Below are 16,281 nucleotides of genomic sequence, written 5' to 3' on the forward strand. Positions count from 1 at the left end.
ATGAAGGGTTCGGCGGCATCAGAGATGTCGGGTGGACCGCCCATCGTGGCTGCACGTTGCCCTGCCCCTCACCCGGATCGCGCCGGACGATGCTGCGCGTCGCCGGGGGCGATCCGACCTCTCCCCGCAGAAGGGCGGGGAGAGGTTGAAGGCAACTTAAGCCCCCACCGCCACCGGTGCGAACACCACCTCGATCAGCGTGCCGGAATTGCCTGCGCTCTTGATGTTGAACCGGGCGCGGTTGGCTTCGACCAGGGCCTTGGTCAATGACAGGCTGAGCGCCGAACTGTCCGCGGCATCGCCGGGCGGTGGCGTGCGGAACGGCTCCATCGCGGCGGCGACCTCGCGCTCGCTCAGGCCGTGGCCGGTGTCGCGGATGCGCAGGGCAATCTCGCCGCGGTCGGTGAGCGCGGTCGAGACGATGACCTGTCCGCCGGCGCTGGCGAGCCGGATCGAGTTCGAGATCAGGTTCATGGTGATCTGCCGCATCGCGCGCGCGTCCGCGCTCACCTGCGGCAGCGCATGCCCGAGCGAAGTGCGGATGATGATGCGCTCGCGGTTGGCCTGCGGCTGCATCACCGTGACGCAGGCTTCGACGAGATCGTTGAGATTGAGGTTGGCGAAATTGAGATCGAGCTTGCCGGTCTCGATCCGCGACAGCTCCAGCAGATCGTCGATGATGGTGATGACGCGCTCGCCGGAGGCGCGGATGTCCTTCATGTATTCGCCGTAGCGCTCGTTGCCGAGCGTCCCGAAGCGCTCGGAGATCATCACCTCGGCGAAGCCGATGATGGCGTTGAGCGGCGTGCGGATCTCGTGGCTGATCCGCGCCAGCATGTCGGCCTTGGCATTCGCCGCGCCGTCGGCGAGACGGCGGGCGTTCTTGAGCTCGCTCTCGCCCTTCTTGTTCTGCGAGAGGTCGCGGAACACGGCGAAGAAGTTCGGGCCGTCGGGCCTGGTGCGGCCCATGATCATGGCGAGCGGAATGACGCCGCCCTTCTTCTCGCGCCCCAGCACCTCGCGGCCGTGGTCGAGCAGGCTCGCGATGTCCTGGCTCTTGAGGCTCTCGAGATAGTCGACCACGACGTGCTGGCTCTCCGGCGCGAACAGCGTCACCAGGTTCCGCTGCATCAGCGCTTCGCCGTCATAGCCGAACAGCGCTTCCGCGCTGCGGTTGCAGGCGTGGATGTTGCCTTCGGCATCGAACATGACGATGCCCTCGGCGGTGGTGTCGAGGATCGCGGCGAGATCCTGGGCGTCGGCATCGCCGGCCTCGGGCTCGAGTTCGGGCGCGTAGGGGAAGGATTCCGCGACGACGGGTTCGACGACGACAGGCGGCGCGATGACTGGCGCAACAACGACGGGCGCCGCTTGCGGCAGCGCGCAGATCAGCGCGTGCGCGCTCGCGCCGTCCCAGTCGATCGTGTGCAGATGCGCTTCGGTGGTCGGAAGCGGCTCTTCGCCGTTCGCCACCGTCGCGCTGATCGTCACCGGCGTGCCGGCTTGCGACGTGCTGCTCGCCGACGACACGCCGGGCTCGACATAGAGCGCGTCCAGCCCGCCGGCATCCTCGAGCGCGCCCAAATTGGAATAGCCCATGCGCGCGAGGAAGGCGGGGTTGGCGTAGAGCAGCCGGTCGAGCCGGTAGATCAAAATGCCCGTCGGCAGCAGATCGAGCAGCGCGCGGTCGCGCACGCTGTGGCCCTGCGCGGGCGGCGCCGGTTCGGTCAGCCATTCGGCCGGCGCCTGCGGCGCCTCGGGCTCCGGCATCGGAGGTTCGGGCGTGGTTTCCGCCGTCGGCGGCTCGGACGCGACGGCGGCAATGGTCTCGCGTTCGCGTTCGAGGCGCTCGGACAATTGCCGGGCGAGCTCGTTGAACGCGCTGTTCTCGACCGGGGTCAGCGTCGGCGATCGCGCATCGCCGGGCGGGCGGAACGGCACGACATTGGGAGGCGTTTCCACTGGTGTTTCCGGATCGGTTGGGTGTGAATTCGCGTCGGCTACGGGTTCGGGCAGTTCGGGTTCAGGTGTCGGCTCAGGCTCAGGCTCGGGTGCGGGCGGCTCGCTCGGCGGAGGCGGTGCCTCCGCCATGGGCTCCGGCTCCGGATCCAGTTCGACGACGTCGGCGGAGAGGCCGTGCTGTGCGGGCGGCGCGGCCAACAGCTCAAAGCGCCTGAGCGCATCGAGCCGGTTCAGTCCGTCGAGATCGCGGCAGACGCCAAAGCCCCTGAAGCCCGCGAAATTGCGCTCGCGGTCGTAGACCGGCAGGCCCGCGAGCTCGACTGGCAGATGCTCGCCGCCGTCGGCCGGCCAGTTCACGGTGATCCCGGCCCAGGTGTCGTGGCTTGCAAGCGCCTGCGCCACGCGGCCATCAGGGTCGAGTGCAAACTCGTCGGCAATCTCGCGCCAGGGGCGGCCGAAGCCGGCGGCGGTGTGTGCGCCGATCAGGTGGATGAACTCGTCTGAGCCGAGCACAAAGCGCCCCTCCGCATCCACCTGCCACAGGAAGCGCAGCGGATGCTGACGCGGTGCGGACGGCTCCGCTGGCGGCGGTTCGACCATGTGTGAGGTGATCGGCGCGGCCTGCGGCGACACAATGGCTTCTCGCGGGTTTTCAACCGGAGTTTTGGGCGCGGCGTCGATCGCTTCGCTGACAGTTTCCTGGACAGGCGCTTCGGCCGCCTCCTGGATCGTGACGACCTCCGGCATCGCGTCGCTCGAGGCGTGCGCGTCCGCGATCGCCTCCGATGGCGGGACGGTCTCGCTCGGAGCCGGCGTTTCGACCGGCTCGGCGAAGGCGTCGAACAGCGCGATTCCGGAGGCGGCCTCGTTCGGGCGCGCAGGCCGCGCATGGTCCGGCACCGCAGCCGGAGGGACCGGCGGAGCGTCGGGCGCGGGCTGAGCATCTTGTTCGCGCGCGCTATTCTCTTCGACATCGGGCGCCGCCGGCCGGGCGGCAGGCTCGATCAGCGCGACCAGGCCGACATCGGCGCCGATGCCGACCCGTTGCAGCACCATCTGGCCGATGCCGATCGGCGTCTCGGCGCGGCCTTTCATCAGCGCATCGCTGCGGGCCTGGTCGAGGCCGGCATCGCCGAGATCGCGGAAGCCGAGCAGGGAGCGGGCGGCTTCGCTGGCGCCGACGAACAGGCCGTCGGGCGCGAACGCCGCCATCGGCACCCTGGCGCCCTCGACGAGACGATGCAGGCGTTCGACCAGCGGCATGGAGCGCAGCGTCGGATCCATCGCGGTGACGAGCACGCCGGAGCTTCCATCGGCGAAGTCGAGGCGGGCGCAGGCGCAGGTCATCAGCATGCCCAAGCGGGCGCCGAACCCGTGCAGCCGTTCGAGCCTGATCGCGCCGTTCGGCGCCAGCCGGCGCGCGAGCCGGGCGACCTGGCGGCGATGGCTGTCCGCCGGGCCGAAGGTCCTGTCCGCGAGCGCTGTGCCATGGGCCGCGCCGAACAGCCTTGCGCCGACCGGATTGGCCCAGAGCACGCGCGTGCCGTCGATCGACCAGAGCCAGGCGGGCAACGGAGAGGTCGCGTGCACGGCCAGCCGGGGATCGCCCACGCCTCGCAACTGGAAATCCGAACTCGTCATCCGACCGGCTTCAAGTCTCGCTTGTCAACATCAGGGTGCAAGGCTGCCGGAATGACAGCCTTAAGAAAGGGTTAGTATCGCGCGCAGGCGCAGGCAGGTCCACGGCTCCGGTCTACACGGCCAAGCCTAAAGCCGCGATAACCTTAATGTAGCCGCCCCCGCAAGCCGCAGCCCAACGGCATCCGCAGGATTCGCGGGCGGGGCAGCCCAGCGAAATGCGCCAGATCGTCAGCGGCATCACAGGTGCCCATCCTCCCCTGGAGGGGGAGGATCGGTTCACACGCAGCGAAGCGGCATGCGAACCGAGGTGGGGTGACAGTCTCTCAATGGAGGCGGTGCCCGAGTGGAGAGATCACCCCACCCAGCTCGCGCTTTGCGCGATCGACCCCCGAGCGAGCTCCGCTCGTCTCGACCCCTCCAGGGGAGGGTAAGAGAGCGGCCAGCAGGCACCAGACTACCTCAACCCAGGGTTCCCTCAGGCGGAACCATCACCCTGACCGCGATTAAATTTCGCGGCGCAGCCCGGATCACGTTTGCGTTGCACAATGTTGACATCTTAGGCAGCGATAGTGATCGGCGCTGGGCGAGCCATCTTCTTGTATCGCGTTCCAGTGTTCGTTCCCGCTGAATTTGAGGCCTAGGTCGGGGCCGGCGGGCGCGCCAGAAGGCTCACTCCATTTTTTCTTTATCGTGAGGGACATCATGACAGGTGCGACTGATCCGTTTTCTGCCTCGATCATTCCGTTCGAGGTTCCCGAGCAGATGCGTGCGTTCGCCGAAAAGGGCGTGTCGCAGGCCCGCGAGAGCTACGCCAAGTTCAAGGACGCGGCCGAGACCCACAACGGCACCGTCGAGGCCGTGTTCACCTCCGCCAACAAGGGCGCGAGCGAGTACACCGCCAAGCTGGTGGAGTTCATGAAGGCCAATACCAGCGCCCAGCTGGACTTCGCCCAGCAGCTGTTCGGCCTCAAGTCGCCGGCGGAAGCGCTGGAGCTGTGGACCGGCCACACCCGCACCCAGCTCGAGACCTTCCAGTCCCAGGCCAAGGAGCTGGCCGAGCTGACCCAGCGCGTCGCCGCCGAGACCGTCGAGCCGATCAAGGCCTCTGCCTCGAAGTTCTACAAGCCCGCCGCCTGATTAGGCCGGCTGGTTTAAATTAAGAAACCCGGGCCTAGAGCCCGGGTTTTGCTTTGGAAATAACCTCGTCGGAAGCGCGATTCTCGGGTTTTGCGGCCTTGCCAAAAACGCCCGTTGCACCTAGTTTCCGCCCCGTCCAGCCCCCCTTAGGTCGACGGCCCGTCCAGGCGCCCAAGGCGGCTCGCAAGGATGCAGTTGTAGCTCAGTTGGTTAGAGCGCCTGTCTGTGGAACAGGAGGTCGGTGGTTCGAGCCCACCCAACTGTACCAAGATTGCGGATAACACCGCGTTCCCAGCATCTTACTGATAGACCAGCAGGATTTGCGCCGCCTAAAATACAAAAGGCTGCACAAATGGCGTTGCGAATGGTCGCGTTGAATCGAGCCGCAGATGGTCGGTGGTTCGCCCGTAAGGGCATCCCCGAGGACGTACGCGAGGACTACCAACGGCTCTATGGGCACAAGCGCGAGGCGCACCTCAGGCTTCCGGCCGGTACGCCTAAGCACGAAGCCAAGGCCCGCCTCGGAGAGTGGGAGGCCGAGGTCGAGACCCGCATCGCGACCCTGCGGGCCCAAAGGAATGGCGAGGGTCAACCACTCACCAAGCTCAACGCAATCGCGCTTGCGGGCCGTTGGTACAACTGGTTCGTGAAGCAGCACGAGGCCGATCCAGGGAAGCCAACGTACTGGCGGGACTTCAGCGATCACGTCGTGTGGAATGTGATCCGCCCAGAGGCGCCTGACGAGTACGAAGAGGATCCAGGGTCCGACCCTCACGCAGATTGGCAATATGACCCAGAGGTGCGGGAAGCCGTGAGGCCGCAGATTGCCGAATTGGCGCGGGTCGCAACCTTCCTCGCCAACGAGGGGAAGGCGTTGAACCTTACCGCGCATGCGCTGTTCGTGGACGCTGTCAGCGACAATCTGTTGCCCGCAATCCAGCTATTGGAGAAGCGCGCGAATGGCGACTACGCCCGTGACGAGAGGCCCGATACCTTCCCGCCGTTCGCAGACGGGGCGCCGCGCTCGCCCAGTGTGAGTTGCTGGGAGCTTTTTGAGGCTTTCGTGCTTGCAACAAAGCCGGCGCCGAAGACGGTGACCCGTTGGCGGGCCGTTTTCCTTGAGATGCAGCGAGAGTGGTCCCTCCGACCTAGCTCCGGAAGGCCTAGCATGTAGAACGCCGGGCGCACGTTTTAAGGCCGCTAGACCCCTTCCGCCCTCGGCGAAATCATCACCGATACGAGTTTCGACACGTGTATCCGGGTTGTGGTGGATCAGTTGCTGACCTTGATTGCTGATGATGATCGAAGTGTGCTCAATTGAAAACGCGCTTTGCCATTTCATCGAATGGGACAGCAGTGCTCGCTTGAAGAGCATCGCCGCCAGTCACATCTGATAGGGATCGGGGATCGTTGGCCCGGCACACTGGCAACGCACCCACCGGCCCTCATTGAAGGTCGCGTGCGTCCAATAAGAGCGAGTACGGGCTGCGTTCGAGCACCGCTCGACACAGTACCTCTACGCAAACGCAACGGCACGAGCCGTCGAGGGAGACCTTGGCGGCTTTTGCGTGTGGCAGGCCTCCTGTGATTGACAGTTGAGCGAACCCGTGTCGACCCTTCGGCGCTGTCTGTGGGAACAGGAGGTCGGTGGTTCGAGCCCACCCAACTGTACCACCGTTGCGGATAAGTCCGCTTTCCCAGCAACTTACTGATAGGCCTGATGTATTTGCGCCGCCTAAAATACAAAAGGCGCTACAAATGGCATTGCGGATGGTTGAGTTAGTTCGAGCGAAGGGTGGCGGCTTTATCGCTCGAAAAGGTATCCCGGCCGATGTGCGCGACGACTATGAGCGCTTGTATGGGGTGCGCTGGGAAGCTCAGCTTCGGATACCGAGCGGGACGCCAATCCCCTTTGCGAAGTCACAGCACGGCGAGTGGTTAGCTGAGATTGAGACCCGTATCGCTGCATTACGGGCGCATAGGAATGGCGAAGGCCAGCCTCTCGGCTTAACGCTATAGCACTCGCTGGGCGCTGGTACGTTTGGTTCGTGAAGCAGCACGAGGCCAATCCCGATCCAGCAAAATACTGGCGGGAGTTCGGTGACCATCTCGTGTGGAATGTCATCTACCCCGAGGCGCCCGACAGCTACCACGAAGACCCTTATATGGACAGCTTTGCAACCTGGTTGTAACTTTCCAAAGGTTGACGTTCGGAGGAACGGTGGACGGTGGCAGACACGCCCCTAAACGACGCTCCGAAGTTGAACGATAGCAAATCCGCATCGTTCTCCACTCGCCTGCGTCTTCGCCTTGGGAAACTCGGCGCGATCATTGCGTCCGTTGGTGCTGTGGTCGGCGGGCTCGCGGGCTACTGGCACGCATGGGACATTTTGCACAGCCACGTCGGCAGAGATACGACCACGACTGCCGCGTCCACCGGTCTGATCGTCTCGAAGGGGCCTTCAGTAGCTGTATTGCCTGTTTCGAGCCCCATCGCCGCGCCGGGGCTTGTTTCGTTTGCCGACAGGGTAACCCAACAACTTGCATCCTCCCTCGGCAGGTTCAGCACTTTGCGAGTGATACCGCGCGCAACCGCTGCAAATTTTCTAAAGGAAGGTGATGATGCCATCAAAGCGGCCCGGAAGGCGCAAGTCGACTATCTGGTGAGCGGTGAGGTTCATCCATTGGGCGGCGGTGCTCGCGCGAATATCCACGTTTCGGACCTGCGCACTGGTACAGAGATTTGGTCGAAGTCCTTCGATGCGAATGCCGAAGGCGTGCAAACGGAAACGTCCGCGTACGAAATTGGCGACGCCGCCGCCGTGCAGATTGGTGGCTACCCCGGCGCAATTATGAACGCAGATTACTCGCAATCCCAGAACAAGCCGGTCTTCGAACTCAGTCCATATGAATGTATTGTTCATGCGGTAGTCGGGTCTGTACGTGGATTGTCATCCGCAATTCTGAAAGCGTTAGAGTGCTCCAAGCGACTTACCGAGCGACAGCCGAATAACGCATTCGCGTGGTCAGCACGCGCCACTGTTCTTTTTAACCAAAGAAGCATGGGGATCGGTCTACCGTCCGACCAAATTCAACACACCGATAAGCGTCTGTATTTGAACGAGGAAATCTTACGGGGCGCGACACGGGCCGTGGAGCTTGCACCCGACGATGCGTTCGCTCAAAGAACCTACGCTCTGGCGATGAGTACCAAATGTCAAATCCACCTGTACCGACAAGAATTGGAAAAGGCCCTCGCGCTCAATTCCAACGATGCGCGAACCCTCTCAGGAGGTATGTGGCTCGCCTTCATGGGGGACTGGGATGACGGGACCGCAATGGCCGAAAGGGCCATTCGCTTGGCGGGTCCCAATGCCTCGTTTGCTTGGTGGTTAGCGCCCGCAAAGCGACACTGGTGGAAAGGCGAATACCAACAGGCGCTTGAGGATTTCCGGCACGCCTACCTTGAGGGTTTTTGGCTCAGTCATCTCGATCAGGCGTACGCGCTGCCGTTTCTCGGTCGGTTCGACGAGGCCAAGGCGGAGGTCGGAAAGCTGCTGAAATTGCGCCCGGATTTCACCATTCGCGAGGCCGACAGTTATTATCGAATGTTCTGCTTTCAGCCCGAATACATCGAGAAAATGAACAGCGCGCTACGGCAGGCAGGGCTGCCAGAATAGAGAAGAAGCTCTGGAAGCCGACGCAGAGCACGCAAGTGCCTTCCCTATTAGATGGTCGTGAAGCTTCAGTGCCAGTCGTGCTCCGGCTACGTCGAGCTTCTCAAGAATACAAAAACGCGCTGCAAAAGCCGATCTTTGGCGAGCAAAAAAGCTAGGTTTATCAAAGACAAAGTTGAGCGGCGGCAGTACCCACCCAACTGTACCAGTCTTACTAACCCTCTAAATCGAACCACTCTGTTCGCTTCCTTTGGGTAGCGAATTTAGGATGCGGCGCACACCTGAGTTTGTACGCACTCGTTCTCGCCGATCATCGCCAAAGTATCATTTGGATTCAATTAGGACGCGAGTAGAGTGCCATCATCATGGCTCGCGTGCATAATCCCACCCTATTTTCAACCTACTTCAAAGTTCAGTCGCAAGCATTGGCGGCCGCCGGACTGATAGATCCATTCGTGGATGTAGACGTACCATTGTTCATCGATCCGGTCCTCCTAGCGAAGTCCGGAAACCAAATTATCGCAACAGCCGCAGCCGAGCGATTTCGCAAGCACTTCGAGATATTGGTCCGCATGCTTGCAATCTCCAATGGCGAAGGTGATGCAGCATGGAAAGGTGCTCGACGACAGCTTGACTTGAGCGAGCCGCCAGAAAACGGACTTGGCTACGGCGGAACCGGCCGATCAGGAAATTCGAGGCCAGAGCTAATTCGCGAAACGATCCTCCGCACAAGCAAGGAGGTGATCACGCTGGGCGCAAGCGACCCGGAAATGATCTCTCTGATGGGCTTCTTCGAGGAGGATGTCGGGCCTGATACAATCAGCGATATGACAACAACGGTGATCATGGATGACTTGGCGCAGATCACAGAGGCTTTCTGTCAAGCGCATGGGGTGCCAGTCTTCTCGTTTGACGTTTGTCCAACTCACAAGTTGCCAAAATATGTGAACGCCAGAGGCAAGCAGGTGCCCATCGTTCTCGTGCCGACCGACATCGTGCGCGATTTGCCAATCGCGAATGATTGGTCGGATATAGAGCGGGCAGCCATGGAAAACGCGCGTATCCGAGAACGCGTCAACCGACTCTTGGGAGGCATTGCGGAGCCGACAGTGGCGGAGCGGAAGGCTGCGCTGCGTACCGCCGCGTTAGGGTCAGCGTCCGACTTTGATTTCTTCTTAGCAGCCGTAAAGGGTAATGTAAGTAACTACGACCCCAACTTGGATGCGCTCGGCTACTATCGCCTCAAAGAAATTCTCACAAACGGACTTCCGGACCTTAAGCAGGCGGCTGCCTACAATCTCAAACTCGGAGCGCACGAGATATTTCGTGTGGTCATCGACACCATTGAGCTGTTTAGGCGTCATGTTGAGGCAGGTAATCTGTGGGAAGAGCTGTGGGTGAACGGGAAGCCAAAGAAAGAACGGGCCTCTCAACTAATCTACTACGCGATCGCGGATTGCTTTTGTAAAGCGAACGACGTTGACATCTCACCTGAAGCAAACATGGGTGGTGGCCCCATCGACTTCAAGTTTTCAAGCGGCTATCAGGCGCGCGTCTTAGTTGAAATGAAGCGATCCGGTGGCACCGTTGTGCACGGATACGAAAAGCAGTTGGAATTTTACAAAACAGCCTCACAAACTGATTTCGCAGTATTTGTCATTATCGACTACGGAGATGGAGGCAATAAGTTCAATGAGATTAGAAAAGTTCGAGAAGGGCGACTTGCGCGCGGCGAACGCGCGTCAGAGATTGTAGTGATTGATGCGATACCAAAACTCTCAGCCAGCAAACGAAAGTAATAAAGCTCTTGATAGCTCGATGATAAGAGAAGGCCCTTGGCCTCATGGGGATGGAAGGCCGAAGCAGATAGCGGCCGGGTATTGCAAGCCGGAGATTGTGAATGCCGCTCGTGACTGCAGACGCTGAAGCAACTCTTAGGTCACGGTTGGGCAAGCCCGCTAAACCGCCCACCGACTATGTGATCGGCTTCTCGACGCCAACCGGGAAGGTCCTGGCCCTTCATCGCGAGGCCAGCGAAACACGTATTTGGTTCGAGCCGCCGGCTCCACCGAAGCTCGATGGTGTGCGCCTGATGGATAATCCCTCAAACGGAAACTCCAACATCAACGGGCCGCTTTTACGGCTTCGGTCGCCCTCCACGCTGCGTGTCGAAGTCGATAGCCCCGGCGCTTTGGACAGGTTTCTTGATTGGTATGCCGGTTCCGGAAACGCTGCTCGGCCGACTATGGCCGCTGACATTGACCCGTCTGCCTTCAGCGAAGCGTTCGCACGCTTCCAGAGACTCGTCACGACAAAGTCCGGTCATCCGTTCAAAGGGTTTGACGAAGGACTTGCTGCGGTCTGGGAAGGCTATAAGCCGCGTCTGCGTGATCATGCCCTTGGATTGCTTCGAGCAGGGGAATGGACGGAAGAGAGTATCGGCTCAGGCGCGATCTTGGAGCGTACGATCGAGGCTATTGAGATACAGGACAGTGGCCGCAAACTTACGAATAATCTTGTGTTCTGGCAAAACCGCTACGGTCATGCCAACCGCGACCATCGGGAGTTGTTGGAAGCGCGGGCGAAACCGAAGCTTCGCCGTGACATCGAAGGTCTACTTTTTGGACTCTATCGAGGCAACGCTGATGAAGGCGCAACATTTGATCGACTGAGCGATCTGACGGCCCGCAAATATCCGTTGTTGGCCTATCTGTTCTTTCTTAAGGACATGGATCGATTTATGCCGATTCAGCCAACCGGTTTCGACCGCGCATTTCGAGCACTCAATATATACTTTTCGACCATACTCCAATGTGGCTGGGAGAACTATTCGACGTACAACCGTACGCTCGCTTCGTTGCGGCCGCTTATTGAAGAGGGCGCCGGCCTAAGACATATCCGCCTTATTGACGCACACACCTTCTGCTGGGTTTTTTCGACGCTGCTAAAGCGTGAATCGGAAGGCTCGATCGCTAAAGCGCCAGGCGCCAGAGACGATGGGCGCATCCTTGGCGGACGCGAGAAGTCCATCATCGAAATGCGCCTGTCGGTCGAGAATACGGTAAGGAACGCCAACGGACAAAGCGTCCAACGGATTTTGAAGAACAAAGAATTGCGGATGACTGCGGCTGAATTAGAGAAGCTTATCGCATCTTTGCTTGATCTACAGGGTAACTGTTGCGCCTTAACCGGAATCCCGTTTGAATTTGTCAATCCCAATGCGAACAAGAACCTCCTGCCATCGCTGGATCGGATCGACAGCGACGGTCATTACGAGGCAGGCAACCTTCAAGTAGTTTGCCAATTCATCAATTTTTGGAAGAGCGATTCGAACGATGAGGAGTTCCGCCGGCTCTTGGGGTTGGTGAGGGGGCAAGAGGAGGGGAGCTGACCGAAGTAATGTTTTCGTTCAACGCCCGCCTATGCACTTGTGCAGCGCGTTGAGCACGCAGCGGACACGCGCACGCTAACCAAAGCTACCTCCCCCCCCGCCACGTTCACCCCCACCACCACGCGGCAGCGTCACCGCAGCCAGCAGCGTGCCCAGCGCCACCGCGCCCGACACCGGGTTCACCAGCCGCTGATACTGAACCGCAAAGATGTACGCGTTCGCGCCGGTCGGCATCGCCGCGAACAGCACGCCGGCCGCGACCGGCGGCAGGTTGAGCAGCTTTGCCAGCACGAACGCGACCACCGGGCGTCGCCAGAAGCTTGAGCGCGCCCATCACTGCGATGCTGCTCGCCTTTGAACTCGAAGTGGAAGAAATGCGCAGTGATCGGCTACGTCAACATTTCTGGCTTGGTTTGATCATCCTCCGCGATGTAGCCTGATTGCGCGTTGCGATCTGCGTCGATGGCCGTTCTCATCCAAATGACCTCGGCCGCATCACGTCTAACCTTCGAGGAAATTCGAGCGCAACAATCGTTGGGGATCTCATGTCGAACTCCGATCTCGCGTTGTCGATTGCGCTCGGTGTCGGTCTTGCGGCCGCGACGGGCTTCCGGGTGTTCCTGCCGATGCTGGTTGCCAGCGTGGCCGCTTACTCGGGTTCGCTTCCTTTGGGCGACGGTTTCGCGTGGCTTGGAACACCTGCTGCAATGCTCATGCTTGGCGTGGCCGCGCTCCTGGAGGTTGGTGCGTATTTCATTCCCGGCGTGGATAATGTGCTCGATGTCATCGCCGCGCCTGTCGCCGTGATCGCCGGAGCCATCCTGTCGGCGGCGACCATGGCAGATCTTCCACCGATGATGAAATGGACGGCCGCCATCGTCGCGGGTGGCGGCGCGGCCGGCATAGTGCATGGCGTCACCGCGGCCGTGCGGGCCAAATCGACGGTCCTGACGGCTGGCCTCGGCAACTCAACCGTTGCGACCGCCGAACTGGGCGGTGCACTCCTCGTATCGCTTCTTGCCCTGGCTGCGCCGGTTGCCGCCTTCGTGCTCGTCGTTCTGATGCTCTGGCTGGCGATACGTTTGATCCTGCGCTTGCGGAGGTCAGCTCCTCGCACGGATCAACCGGGATGACCGCGTGACTGCTCGTGCGGCTACCTCACCCCCGCCACGATCACCACCACCACCGGCAGCGTCACCGCCGCCAGCAGCGTCCCCAGCGCCACCGCCCCCGACACCGGGTTCACCAGCCGTTGATACTGCGCCGCGAAGATGTAGGCGTTCGCGCCGGTCGGCATCGCCGCGAACAGCACGATCACGCCGGCCGCGACCGGAGGCAAACCGAGCAGCTTTGCCAGCACGAACGCCACCGCCGGCATCGCCAGCAGCTTGAGCGCGCTCATCGCGGCGACGCTCAGCATCTCGCCTTTCACCTCGAACCGAAACAGATTGATGCCGAGCGCGATCAGCGCCGCCGGCGAACCCGCCTGCGCGAGCAGTTCGATCGTTCGGTCGACGACGGGGTTGAGGCCGAGCCCCGTAAAACGCCAGACCACGCCAAAACCGATCGCCAGCATCAGCGGATTACGCGCGAGATCCGCGAGCACGGGGCGGATGACCGACAGGACCGAGCCCGTCCGCTTGCGGCTGACAAGCTCCATCTGGAGGATGCCGCAAAGCCAGAGCAGCGGCGTGTTCACCGACAGGATCAGCGACATCGGGCCTGCGGCTTCGTTGCCGAGCGCTGAGAGCACCAGCGGAATGCCGAGCATCACGATGTTGCCGTAGACCGAGCCGATCGCGAACACGACGCCGTCCTCGCGGTCTTCGCGCCGTTCGCGCAAGCATGCCGAGAGCGCCAGCGCCGCGATCCAGGTGATGGCGAGCGCGCCGTAATAGGCGCCCCACATCCGCCAGGGGCTGACATCGGGGAATTCCGACACGACGATGGTGCGGAACAGCAGCGCCGGAATGGCGATGCTGAAGGCGAATTCGGAGATGCCCTTGTGCGCGGTCTCGGAGACGAAGCGAAACAGCACCGACGCATAGCCGGCCGCGATCAGGGCGAACACCGGCGCGACGATCAACACTGTGGCCATGCGCCCCTCATCTCACGGGGACATCACACGACCACCCCACGTTCTCGATCATGCCATCATGCCGCTGTTTTGCCCGACGAGTCAAATCGACTTCGTAAAATCCGTAAATGGCCGCCGTGGCCTGGCTACTGTGCATGGGGTTGTTTTCGCGTTTTTTTGCTGGACCGAAGCTGAAGCCGCGCGCGGACCCGATCTCGCCAGCCCTGCCAAAGGCTTAGCCTGATAGCGCGACATCGTGCCCGGGATGGGACCGCGCCGGGCCGACCGGCCTGTTGCCCGGAGCGCACAGGTGGCCGTTTTCGCTTCAGGCCTCGTTGCCAACGAACGCCCGTTCACCCACTATTCGCTCTAACTCGACATGTGGGGGGATCGATGCCGGCGCTCCGTTTCAAAGAATCCTTGGCTGCTGCGATCTCGGGCATTGCGCTCGCCGTCCTGGTCCATCCCGGCGCCGGCTTCGCTTACACGCAGGAGGAGCAGCAGGCCTGCTCGCCGGACGCGATGCGGCTGTGCGGCGAGTTCGTTCCGAACGTCGATGCCATCACCGCCTGCATGATCCAGAAGAAATCGCAGCTCTCGCCGCAGTGCAAAGTGTTCTTCCGTCAGGGACCTGAGCCCGGCGAGGCTCGCGCCGGCAAGCCGACGGCCAAGAAGAGCACCAAGCCTTCGCAGAAGGCGGCCAAGAAGAAGAAATCCAGCGAAAGCTGAGCGCGGGGCCAGCGTTCTTTCTTTGAAGCTCGTCGCGTCAGGGCAACAGCGCGAAGCGTCTTCGCGTCGGTGTCCCCTGCATGTGTGTTGCCGGCATCAGCTGCGCGCCAGCCTCCGGACTCCTTTTGTTCGCCTCGCCGTGCGGACGCCTGCGACAATTACCAGCGCGTTCGACGGAAAAGAGTCGCGAGAGGGTTTGCGCGGCGAGGTTGCATTCCGTTTTTCCCGCGTTGCTGCCGAAAAAGCGTGGGATTGCCGGCGTGAAGGGCGTTTCGTTGCGATTGGTATCCTGGTCGCGCGAAGCAGTGTGACTCAAAAGCCAACACGTCTTGTTATTTCGTGGCTCTGAGGCAACTGCCGGTAAATTTTTCTTTCCCGAATCAGCGCGGTGATTCATTTTCGTGATCTGGGGTCAATCTGGAGGCCAGAGGTATGAACGTAATTGTTTTTGCATCGCGTAAAGGCGGCTCGGGCAAGAGTACCCTGGCCGCACATCTCGCCGCGCAGATCAAGGCGAGCAAGCAGGTGATGCTCGTGGACGCGGATCCGCAGGGCTCGCTGACGCTGTGGCACAAGCTGCGCGGCACCAACGAGCCGCCGATCAAGGCTGCCGTGAACTCGGTCAGCGGCATCGTCTCCGCTGCCAAGCGCGACGGTTATGAATGGGTGTTGATCGACACGCCGCCGAATCTCTCGGCCGTCGTCGACGACGCGATCAAGAACGCGACCATGGTGGTCATTCCGGCACGTCCCGGCGTGTTCGACGTCAACGCAGTGCAGGAAACCATCCAGATGTGCCGCGCGGCGCGCAAGCCCTACGCGGTCGTGCTCAACGGTGCGCCGGCGCGCCGCGACGAGTCCGAAAGCCCGATCGTTACCATCGCCCGCGAGGCGCTGGCGAAATTCCGCGCGCCGGTGTGGGGCGGCCAGATCACCAACCGTTCGGATTTGCTGATGGCGCTCAGCCACGGCGAAGGCGCGCGCGAGTATCAGGCCGAGAGCCGTGCGGCCCAGGAAATCGCAAGGCTGTGGGCGGCAATCGAGCGTTCAGTGAAGGCTATTCGCGGCACGGCGTCGGCATCCGGCGCAATGCACAAGCAGGCGGCATAATTTTCATAAATCATTCCCCGGACGGAAAGCGCGCGGAAGTCCGCGCGTTTTGCGTTTTGGCCCGGTGGAGATGCGTTACGCCACCATCAGCATGTAGAACACGATGACCGGCGACAGCGTCAGGATCACCGACCAAATGCCGGCGGCCCAGAGAATGTCCTCGGTGGTAAAGCTCTGCTGTCCGGCGTCGTAATGCGACGCCACTTCATTCTGGATATTCACAAAACGCCCCCGCGATTTCTTCGCTTATGGGCGCCAGTGATAGCCGCGATGTTTTAAGAATCCGGATCGCAATTTCGGGCGCATTCGAACACAGGTGCTACCACGGATTAACCATGCCAGCGCGGTGCGCGCGTTCGCGCGGGTTAACTACGGGCACGTTCTAACCCTCCCCTGGAGGGGGAGGGTCGCTACGCATTGCGCGAAGTGAAATGCGTAGCGGGGCGGGGTGACGGTGCCTCCGCAGCCAACAGTGCCCGAGTGGAGAGATCACCCCACCCCGCTCGCGCTGCGCGCAATGCGTAGCGACCCTCCCCCTCCAGGGGAGGGTTAGAACG

At 61.5% G+C, this 16,281-nt stretch carries 13 protein-coding genes and 1 tRNA gene; 10 read left to right on the top strand and 4 right to left on the bottom strand.

Translation table 11 applies throughout. From position 1 onward, the window contains the following. Positions 1-156 precede the first annotated feature (156 nt). A complete protein-coding gene (locus tag AC0L3X_RS13120; RefSeq protein ID WP_231143632.1) occupies positions 157-3,603 on the bottom strand; it encodes a PAS domain-containing protein in 3,447 nt (1,148 codons plus the stop codon). 702 nt (positions 3,604-4,305) lie between these two features. Between AC0L3X_RS13120 and AC0L3X_RS13125 the strand changes: the two genes are divergently transcribed. The 7 genes from AC0L3X_RS13125 (at position 4,306) to AC0L3X_RS13155 (ending at position 11,808) form a co-directional block, all read left to right on the top strand. Beyond that, a complete protein-coding gene (locus AC0L3X_RS13125; protein WP_063985516.1) occupies positions 4,306-4,740 on the top strand; it encodes a phasin in 435 nt (144 codons plus the stop codon). A gap of 191 nt (positions 4,741-4,931) precedes the next feature. After that, positions 4,932-5,008 (top strand) — tRNA-His (locus AC0L3X_RS13130). 96 nt (positions 5,009-5,104) lie between these two features. Then, positions 5,105-5,914 carry a hypothetical protein gene (locus AC0L3X_RS13135; protein ID WP_231143631.1) on the top strand — a complete coding sequence of 270 codons (810 nt, stop codon included), beginning with the start codon at positions 5,105-5,107 and terminating at the stop codon, positions 5,912-5,914. A gap of 874 nt (positions 5,915-6,788) precedes the next feature. Beyond that, complete coding sequence (locus tag AC0L3X_RS13140; RefSeq protein ID WP_166103377.1) at positions 6,789-6,932, top strand: hypothetical protein; 144 nt, start codon at positions 6,789-6,791, stop codon at positions 6,930-6,932. Positions 6,933-6,968: 36 nt separating this feature from the next. Beyond that, positions 6,969-8,420 (top strand): tetratricopeptide repeat protein, encoded by a 1,452-nt coding sequence (locus AC0L3X_RS13145; RefSeq protein WP_354096353.1) that lies wholly within the window; start codon positions 6,969-6,971, stop codon positions 8,418-8,420. Between the two features lie 362 nt (positions 8,421-8,782). Next, complete coding sequence (locus tag AC0L3X_RS13150; RefSeq protein WP_283017709.1) at positions 8,783-10,216, top strand: chromosomal replication initiator DnaA; 1,434 nt, start codon at positions 8,783-8,785, stop codon at positions 10,214-10,216. A 101-nt stretch (positions 10,217-10,317) separates the two neighbouring features. Next, the gene (locus AC0L3X_RS13155; protein WP_084795305.1) at positions 10,318-11,808 is read left to right on the top strand and encodes a hypothetical protein; all 1,491 of its coding nucleotides are present in this window, start codon (positions 10,318-10,320) and stop codon (positions 11,806-11,808) included. Between the two features lie 75 nt (positions 11,809-11,883). Here the strand turns inward: AC0L3X_RS13155 and AC0L3X_RS13160 are convergent, their stop codons facing one another. After that, the gene (locus AC0L3X_RS13160; protein WP_063985512.1) at positions 11,884-12,111 is read right to left on the bottom strand and encodes a hypothetical protein; all 228 of its coding nucleotides are present in this window, start codon (positions 12,109-12,111) and stop codon (positions 11,884-11,886) included. Between the two features lie 242 nt (positions 12,112-12,353). On the opposite strand from AC0L3X_RS13160, the gene AC0L3X_RS13165 reads away from it, so the two are divergent. Beyond that, positions 12,354-12,941 carry a DUF4126 domain-containing protein gene (locus AC0L3X_RS13165; protein ID WP_063985511.1) on the top strand — a complete coding sequence of 196 codons (588 nt, stop codon included), beginning with the start codon at positions 12,354-12,356 and terminating at the stop codon, positions 12,939-12,941. A 20-nt stretch (positions 12,942-12,961) separates the two neighbouring features. Here the strand turns inward: AC0L3X_RS13165 and AC0L3X_RS13170 are convergent, their stop codons facing one another. Next, complete coding sequence (locus AC0L3X_RS13170; protein WP_063985510.1) at positions 12,962-13,906, bottom strand: AEC family transporter; 945 nt, start codon at positions 13,904-13,906, stop codon at positions 12,962-12,964. A gap of 372 nt (positions 13,907-14,278) precedes the next feature. Between AC0L3X_RS13170 and AC0L3X_RS13175 the strand changes: the two genes are divergently transcribed. After that, a complete protein-coding gene (locus tag AC0L3X_RS13175; RefSeq protein WP_063985509.1) occupies positions 14,279-14,614 on the top strand; it encodes a hypothetical protein in 336 nt (111 codons plus the stop codon). Positions 14,615-15,046: 432 nt separating this feature from the next. Then, on the top strand, positions 15,047-15,724 hold the full coding sequence (locus tag AC0L3X_RS13180) for a ParA family protein (RefSeq protein WP_028150667.1): 678 nt from the start codon (positions 15,047-15,049) through the stop codon (positions 15,722-15,724). A 75-nt stretch (positions 15,725-15,799) separates the two neighbouring features. Here the strand turns inward: AC0L3X_RS13180 and AC0L3X_RS13185 are convergent, their stop codons facing one another. Then, complete coding sequence (locus AC0L3X_RS13185; RefSeq protein ID WP_014492080.1) at positions 15,800-15,946, bottom strand: hypothetical protein; 147 nt, start codon at positions 15,944-15,946, stop codon at positions 15,800-15,802. Positions 15,947-16,281: the final 335 nt, after the last annotated feature.

It is taken from the genome of Bradyrhizobium sp. MI1.7 (genome assembly GCF_055811795.1).

Bases quoted from the DNA above. Each gene is read 5' to 3' on its own strand.
- AC0L3X_RS13180 (WP_028150667.1), top strand. From the start codon at position 15,047: ATGAACGTAATTGTTTTTGCATCGCGTAAAGGCGGCTCGGGCAAGAGT.
- AC0L3X_RS13175 (WP_063985509.1), top strand. From the start codon at position 14,279: ATGCCGGCGCTCCGTTTCAAAGAATCCTTGGCTGCTGCGATCTCGGGC.
- AC0L3X_RS13125 (WP_063985516.1), top strand. From the start codon at position 4,306: ATGACAGGTGCGACTGATCCGTTTTCTGCCTCGATCATTCCGTTCGAG.
- AC0L3X_RS13135 (WP_231143631.1), top strand. From the start codon at position 5,105: ATGGTCGCGTTGAATCGAGCCGCAGATGGTCGGTGGTTCGCCCGTAAG.
- AC0L3X_RS13155 (WP_084795305.1), top strand. From the start codon at position 10,318: ATGCCGCTCGTGACTGCAGACGCTGAAGCAACTCTTAGGTCACGGTTG.
- AC0L3X_RS13170 (WP_063985510.1), bottom strand. From the start codon at position 13,906: ATGGCCACAGTGTTGATCGTCGCGCCGGTGTTCGCCCTGATCGCGGCC.
- AC0L3X_RS13165 (WP_063985511.1), top strand. From the start codon at position 12,354: ATGTCGAACTCCGATCTCGCGTTGTCGATTGCGCTCGGTGTCGGTCTT.
- AC0L3X_RS13150 (WP_283017709.1), top strand. From the start codon at position 8,783: ATGGCTCGCGTGCATAATCCCACCCTATTTTCAACCTACTTCAAAGTT.
- AC0L3X_RS13120 (WP_231143632.1), bottom strand. From the start codon at position 3,603: ATGACGAGTTCGGATTTCCAGTTGCGAGGCGTGGGCGATCCCCGGCTG.